The following is a 6,874-nucleotide window of genomic DNA, read 5'->3' as shown; positions in this document are numbered from 1 at the left end:
TGACAATATTAAAGAACTTATTCTCATTTTATACTTTCCTCTTTCGTTAAAATCATTATTTTAAAAAATTTCTTTTCTTAAATCTCAATATCTGTTATAATACAAATTATGAAAAAAGTAAATAACAAAAGATTTTTATTTTTGGTTTCGGCCAGTTTTTTAACACTATTATCTTTCGCTAATAGTTCTTTTGCGGCGAGACAATATTTCTCAGATTACGAACATGGTGGCATGGATACTTATCCTACTGACGACAAATGTTTACCTGCTATAAATAAGTGCTTAGCAGCGGTATGTAAAGAGAGTGATATGTCTAGAGCTCAGCTTAATGGTTTATATAGCAGATGTGATAGATATCAACCCTCAGATATTTATGGAAAGATTGAGTCTTGTTTGAGTGGAGCTTCTGTTCAGGATAGAATTAAATATGTTCCTTACTGTTCTAAATTTATTGTTGCTAAAACTCAAGAGTTTTTGACTAATAAAAATAAGATAAACGATTCTGCTTCTGAAAATTCATATGCATGTCAGCAAGCTAAAATTCAAGAGATGGCTTCGGCGACTTGTTTTAACTTTATATATACTCAAACTGCTCCATTTGCTGGAAGTGTTTTATCTAGACTTCAAAGTTTTTGTGGTAACGGAGTTGTTGGTGGATCAAATAAAATGGCTCAAGAGTATTTCTTAGCAGGTAATTATTCTGCAGTAGAAGCTTTTGAAAAAGGATTACCTGCTAATTCTAAGAGAGATAATTGGAAAGATGCTGCGAGAGCTGTAGCGACTTCTTATGAGACTAAAAAGATAAATGCATGTAGCAGTTCTAAGACTGAATATGATATGCCTAAGGTTCTTGGTAGTTATCAAAATTAATATCTAGGTTGGGAGAGGATTATGTTTAACCGAGGTTTTCAAACTTTTTTAGTTGGTTTGTTTTTAGGGATTTCTGGAACTTCTTATTCTGCTTATTTTGATGTTACTTCTATGCCAGACTTAAAGAAAAAAGAAGATGCTAGGAATATGACTAGGCATACTAGGGATTTGAGTAATGATTGTAATAAGTTTATTGGTGCTTGTATTGATCAGATTTGTGCTGACAAAGAACAAGTAAAGAGACGAGAGACTTCTGGTGGTCTTTACGATAAATGTGGTAGAATGTCTTTAAATAAATTGGTTGGAAAGATTTCTGATTGTATGGAAAGATTTAACACAGACGAATTTAATTATCAATTAAGATGTAGAGCCGGTATTGTTGGACAAGTTGAGCAGTTCCTTACTAATAAAGATGAATTAGAAAAGAACTTTAAGAGCTCTTCTATTGAATGTGTAGAGTCTAAAAGAGATATGATGGCTGCTAGAAATTGTTATTCTGTAATGATTAAAAGTGATGGCGGAGTTGATGTTCCTATGCAAGAAGCTCTTTATCAAAACTGCGGACCTGTTTCTATGAATGGTAGTGCTGTTGTTGCTGCGGACTTCTTTACTACTGGTTTGGTGGGAAGAAGTAATGCTGGCGAACTTATGGCTAATGACATGAAACCTTATAGAGAAGAAAACTGGAGAGAGCTTGTTGAAGTTAAATTGGCTGGGTATATTGAAAAAGCTCAATCTTCTTGTGGTGATGAAGATTTTGAAATTTCTCAAATTAATCTTTATAAGCCGGATGAGAAATCTGTTGAGCTACAAAAGCAAGAAGCTGCTGCGTGGCAAATGGGTGTAGATGCTGCTAATGGTACTGATGCTCAAGAGTGTCGTGATAGAAATATATATCAGCCGTTAGATGATGCCATTTGGAAATATGATCCTGCTCAAGGATGCCTTAAAATTAAAGTAGATTAAAATATGATTTCCCTGCTCTCTGAGTGGGGATTTTTTTTTAATTTGTAGGATTGAATGTATTCTTATTTTATGCTATCTTGTGTTGTATTATTTAATAATTGAAAGGATTAAAATAGTGTTATTAAAACAAAATCAAAAAGGTAGATCCATGATCGAAATGCTTGGTGTACTAGGTATTATGGCTGTTATCACAGTTTTAGGTATCACTGCTTATACTATGGCTACAAGAAACGTTAAATCAAACAACATTAAAGCTGAAGTTGCTACTATTGCTCAACAAGTTAGAACTATGACTCAAAGGTCTGAATGGGGAGAATGGGGACGAGGAGGAAATAAAACTTTTAAGTCGGCTTTCGTTGATACAGGACTTATGAAACCTTATAATGGAATGGGTGTTGGTACTGATGGAGAAACAACTACAGGATATCTTCTTAGAGGTAGAGATAATGATAGATTTGATATATATATATAACTTTAGACGATACTAAAGATTGTAACCTTATTAAATCTATGGATTGGAGTAATGCTACATTTGTAACAGCTGATTGCTCTGAAGGCAACCCAAATGTTATGATTACTTATACTGAATAATAATCACTTAATATTAGATTTATTCCCTGCTCTATGAGTGGGGATTTTTTTCTTTTATGTGCTTGAAAGAATCTTTCTTTTATGTTATATTTTTCTCGATTATTTTTAGAAAAGAAAGGATATGAAATAATGTTATCAAGACAAAATCAAAAAGGTAGATCTATGATCGAAATGCTTGGTGTGTTAGGTATTATGGCTGTTATTACAGTTTTAGGTATCACTGCTTACACTATGGCTACAAGAAACGTTAAATCAAACAACATTAAAGCTGAAGTTGCTACTATTGCTCAACAAGTTAGAACAATGACTCAACCTTCAGAATTTGGTGAATGGAATGGTTCTACAAGAAGTTATGACTCTGCTTTTGTACAAACAGGCTTAATGAAAGAATATAATGGCATGGGTGTTTCTAATGGATATACTATTATCGGTGCTAACAATGTTGGTTTCTCAATTACTGTTAATCTAGATGATGATGAAGATGCAGCTTTAGTTTACTCTATGGATTGGTCAAATGCAGATGCTGTCGTATGTACTGGTAGAGCTCCAGGATCTATATCATCAATTCCTACTTTAGATACTCCTTGTTCTTCAGGATCAAGAGCGATTGTTATTTACTATGCTCAATAATAATTAATTGATATTAGATTTATTCCCTGCTCTGATGAGTGGGGATTTTTTATTGAAAAATATTTTTTTATATTATATTCTGAAATAAATTTACATTTAAAAACTAACTAAATATCATTTTACTATGAAAGAGAAGTATATAGTAGTTCAAAAATTTATTACTATTAATAATGAAAGATCTGAGAATCTAGAAAAAATAACTGGAGAAGCAAGAGAAGAACTTATCGAAAAGGTAAATAAGAAAGTTAAAGACGGTTACAAACCTCAGGGAGGATTATCTATAACTGTTATCCTTTCTATGATTTATCTTTCTCAGGCGATGTTCCTAGATGAATAAAAAGACTAAATAAATATAAGGGCCTTCGGGGAATTGACTGAAGACCCTTATTTTTTTTTGACACATTATAGTACTGAACTATTATGGGAATGTGTAGGAGTTTATACCGCTAATGTGTCATCGCCAGATTTCCATCCACAAGGAGTTAATCCACCGGTTTGAAGAGCGTCCAATACTCTTAAAACTTCTTCTGGGTTTCTGCCAATACCTAGGTCAGTAACCATAACAAACTTGATAGTTCCTTCTGGATCTACAATGTAAGTAGCTCTTTGAGAAACGCCTGCATCTTTATCTAAAATACCTAATTCTGTAGATAATTCTCTTTTAACGTCTGCTAACATTGGCATTTGTAAGTTCTTTAATTGAGGATGGCTTTCTTTCCATGCGTGGTGAACGAATTCTGTGTCGATGCTGGCACCCATTAGAACTGCTCCTCTTTTTTCGAATTCTGAGTTTAAGTTATCGAATGCTACGATTTCTGTTGGGCAAACAAATGTGAAATCTTTTGGCCAGAAAAATACTATTTGCCATTTACCTTTGTTTGTTTCATCAGTAATCACTGGGAAGTTTAGACCTCCATCTTTTGTGCATGCTTCTAATTTAAATTTTGGGAATTTATCGCCTACGCCTAACATCATTTGTTTTGCTCCTTTTCTTTACTTAGTCTTTATATAACTTGTAAAAACTTTTTTTGTGTTAATTAATTTCTTTAATCATTCTATATAATTTTTATTAAAAAAGGAATTGAAACAATATTAGATTTTTTTGAAATATATTTTGAGTTGAATTTTTAATAAAAAAATCTCCTATTTTTCAAGGAGATAATTTTATTTATTTAAAGTAAGTCTTTAGTGACTTTTAAAAATATGCAATGCTATAATTGGTTTTCTTCCAATCATTCTGTTAACATATCTCTTGATTTCTTGCCCTACTACCTTTTCTACGTTAGAAGGAGAAATCTTATCACTTGGCATGCTTCCAACAGTTGCTTTAACTAATTGTTTGATACCTTCGATAAGGAAGCCCATGTCTTCTGTTTCTGCAAGAGCTACTGAAGAAACTTGAACTTTACCAGATACTTTACCCTTTCTGTCCATTGGGAATGATACAAAAAGAGTTCCGTTAAAGTGAGCTTTCTTTCTATTAGCAACAACTTTATCACCTGCAACGAATTTTCTGAATGGCTCGATGTAAACGTCACCTTCAGGAACTTCAGCAACTATTTCTAGTTTGTCTTTAGTTATTTCTATAAGGTCTCCATTTCCAAGTAGAATACCATCATACTTATTATTCTTATGCGCTTTTTTAAGATCATCAACTATTGCATAGTTATGTTTTAAGTGAGAATAAGTTCCGTGCATTGGTATGATATGCTTAGCTCCTAGAGCTTCGTAAAATCTGATAAGATCTTTCTTTGCAGGGTGACCTGATGCGTGGATGTCTGGATTTTCATTAGTAGAAATCACGTGAACACCTCTTTTAGCATAGTTATCATGAACTCTGTTAACATATTTTTCGTTACCTGGAATAATTCTGGCAGAGAAAAGAGCTGTGTCGCCTGGCTTAGTTTCTAAACCTCTGAAACGCCCTTGGCTTAATCTTGTCATTGCTGAGAATGGTTCCGCTTGAGTTCCTGTACAAAGGTATAGAACTTTATCATCATCTATCAATGTAGAATCTGCATCTTTTAAGTTTTCAAATTCTATATCTTTTAGATAGCCTAATTCCTTATATATTGCGAACATTCTTTCAAGAGATGCTCCTACTAAGTATGGAGTTCTTCCTGCTTCTTTTGCAGCAAGGTATGCTGTTTCCATTCTTACCATAGAAGTTGAGAAGCATGTCATGAATACACGACCTGTTTTGATACCTTTAACTACCTTGATAACTTCTTCTCTAGCTACTTTTTCAGATTTAGTGAAAAGTCCGTCGATTGCGTTTGTAGAGTCTGATACTACTGCAAGTACGCCCTCTTTCTTCATTTCTTCAAGTCTTTTAAAATTAGTAGTTTCTCCGATAAGTGGAGTTTCATCAACTTTAAAGTCACCAGTATGGAATACTATACCGTTTCCTGTATAGATTGCTAAACCGTAAGCTTCTAATACTGAGTGAGTTAAATGAACCGCTTCTAGGTTAAATGGACCAGCCTTGAACTTACCGCCGCCTTTTGGAAGTGCTTTAATAGGTAATGTAAATCTATTTTCTTTACCTGTTTGTTTTTGTATCATAAGAAGTACTTTTTCTACGATAGGTGAACAATAGATTGGACATTTGATTTCTGGCCATAGATCAACTACACCACCTAAGTGATCCCAGTGTGTGTGAGTTATTACTATACCAACTATATCTTTTTTAATAGCTCTTATGAATGCTGGATCTGGAACGATTCTTTCTACATTAGGTTCTTCCCTTTGATCTGGAACGAACATACCAATGTCTACGATTATCCATTTGCCTTTATAACCATAGGCGTAGCAGTTTTTACCGATTCTAACCATACCACCTAATGCAGTGAAGTATAGAGTTTCTGATTTTTCTGCTTCTGGACCTTGATTGATTTTGAAGTTTCTTTTGAATTCTGCAACTTTTTCTAATGAGAAATTAGATGGAAGATCTAATGATACTACTTTATCATTTTCTCCTTTGAAAGATTTTTGACGATTGAAGTTTTCTACGAACTTCTTGTCTGACATTCTATCTTTTCTTGCTTTACTTCTTTTTAAAATTTGGCTTACTGAAAATGTTTTTTCAGCTTTTTGCTTTTTGTTTTTGTGTTTTCTACCCAACTGTTTATTCCTTTATATTTTAGGTATTAAATTCACGCCAAAAATGGTCTCCCATATAGGAAAACTTTTCAATTATTTTTTGAAAACTCTCTCCATTTTTAGCAATTTGTGTTTCCTTTTTAGAAACATTCTAGATTAATTATTTGATTTTCCCAATCTAGTTATGGAAATACCTTTTTATGATTCTTCTTTTTGCGGTAGTAGCTTATTTTTAATCTCTGTAAACTTCTCTCTTGCTACTGGTATCCAGAAATATGCGAAGAACATTACGAATGTAATTATAGCACAGTCATTTTTTAAATCAAATGGTTTAACAAAATATAGTGAATAATAAACTTTTATTAATGAAATTGTGAAGAGGAACTGAACTGTTCTTCTTAAAAACTTTTTATCATCTGCGTTATCGATAAGGCTAGATGCGTAAACGAATGAAAAATACATTGGTATAAGCCAGAACTCAAAGAATTGTATTCCTCGAGCCATTGTGCCCCATAGATGAAATGCTAGGAAAAATAGTATAAGGTATACGAAACCAAACATTTTCCAATATGCTCTTTCTTCTATTAATTTTTTTATAAATGCCAACATTTTTTCTTAAACCTTTACTTATGAGTCCAATTTATAACTTTAATCTGTTTTTGTCAAGGAAGTTTGGGCGTAAAAAACCAGGTAGTCTTTGTGAGACATACCCGGT

Annotated in this window: 8 protein-coding genes; 5 read left to right on the top strand and 3 right to left on the bottom strand. The window is 33.0% G+C overall.

Annotation, left to right across the window (positions count from 1 at the left end; all coding sequences use genetic code 11):
* Nucleotides 1–108: 108 nt before the first annotated feature.
* The 5 genes from N4A44_00950 to N4A44_00930 all read left to right on the top strand — a co-directional run bounded on the left by N4A44_00950 (nt 109) and on the right by N4A44_00930 (nt 3,394).
* A complete protein-coding gene (locus N4A44_00950; protein ID MCT4552214.1) occupies nt 109–870 on the top strand; it encodes a hypothetical protein in 762 nt (253 codons plus the stop codon).
* Nucleotides 871–891: 21 nt separating this feature from the next.
* A complete protein-coding gene (locus tag N4A44_00945; protein MCT4552213.1) occupies nt 892–1,836 on the top strand; it encodes a hypothetical protein in 945 nt (314 codons plus the stop codon).
* 115 nt (nt 1,837–1,951) lie between these two features.
* On the top strand, nt 1,952–2,308 hold the full coding sequence (locus N4A44_00940) for a hypothetical protein (protein MCT4552212.1): 357 nt from the start codon (nt 1,952–1,954) through the stop codon (nt 2,306–2,308).
* Nucleotides 2,309–2,556: 248 nt separating this feature from the next.
* Nucleotides 2,557–3,057 carry a type II secretion system GspH family protein gene (locus tag N4A44_00935; GenBank protein ID MCT4552211.1) on the top strand — a complete coding sequence of 167 codons (501 nt, stop codon included), beginning with the start codon at nt 2,557–2,559 and terminating at the stop codon, nt 3,055–3,057.
* Between the two features lie 124 nt (nt 3,058–3,181).
* Nucleotides 3,182–3,394 (top strand): hypothetical protein, encoded by a 213-nt coding sequence (locus N4A44_00930; protein ID MCT4552210.1) that lies wholly within the window; start codon nt 3,182–3,184, stop codon nt 3,392–3,394.
* Between the two features lie 101 nt (nt 3,395–3,495).
* On the opposite strand, the gene N4A44_00925 is transcribed toward N4A44_00930, so the two are convergent.
* From N4A44_00925 to N4A44_00915, 3 genes are all read right to left on the bottom strand, one after another.
* Nucleotides 3,496–4,029, bottom strand: coding sequence for a peroxiredoxin (locus N4A44_00925; GenBank protein ID MCT4552209.1), 534 nt, complete (start codon nt 4,027–4,029; stop codon nt 3,496–3,498).
* 213 nt (nt 4,030–4,242) lie between these two features.
* Nucleotides 4,243–6,180 (bottom strand): ribonuclease J, encoded by a 1,938-nt coding sequence (locus N4A44_00920; GenBank protein MCT4552208.1) that lies wholly within the window; start codon nt 6,178–6,180, stop codon nt 4,243–4,245.
* Nucleotides 6,181–6,357: 177 nt separating this feature from the next.
* The gene (locus N4A44_00915) at nt 6,358–6,768 is read right to left on the bottom strand and encodes a hypothetical protein (protein ID MCT4552207.1); all 411 of its coding nucleotides are present in this window, start codon (nt 6,766–6,768) and stop codon (nt 6,358–6,360) included.
* Between the last annotated feature and the right edge of the window lie 106 nt (nt 6,769–6,874).

The sequence above is a fragment of the Alphaproteobacteria bacterium genome, from assembly GCA_025210155.1.
In the GTDB taxonomy this organism is placed as follows: Bacteria; Pseudomonadota; Alphaproteobacteria; order Rs-D84; family CASDRH01; genus JAOASE01.
This window is presented reverse-complemented; position numbering and strand designations above follow the sequence as displayed.

Bases quoted from the DNA above. Each gene is read 5' to 3' on its own strand.
- N4A44_00915 (MCT4552207.1), bottom strand. From the start codon at position 6,768: ATGTTGGCATTTATAAAAAAATTAATAGAAGAAAGAGCATATTGGAAA.
- N4A44_00935 (MCT4552211.1), top strand. From the start codon at position 2,557: ATGTTATCAAGACAAAATCAAAAAGGTAGATCTATGATCGAAATGCTT.
- N4A44_00930 (MCT4552210.1), top strand. From the start codon at position 3,182: ATGAAAGAGAAGTATATAGTAGTTCAAAAATTTATTACTATTAATAAT.
- N4A44_00925 (MCT4552209.1), bottom strand. From the start codon at position 4,029: ATGTTAGGCGTAGGCGATAAATTCCCAAAATTTAAATTAGAAGCATGC.
- N4A44_00950 (MCT4552214.1), top strand. From the start codon at position 109: ATGAAAAAAGTAAATAACAAAAGATTTTTATTTTTGGTTTCGGCCAGT.
- N4A44_00945 (MCT4552213.1), top strand. From the start codon at position 892: ATGTTTAACCGAGGTTTTCAAACTTTTTTAGTTGGTTTGTTTTTAGGG.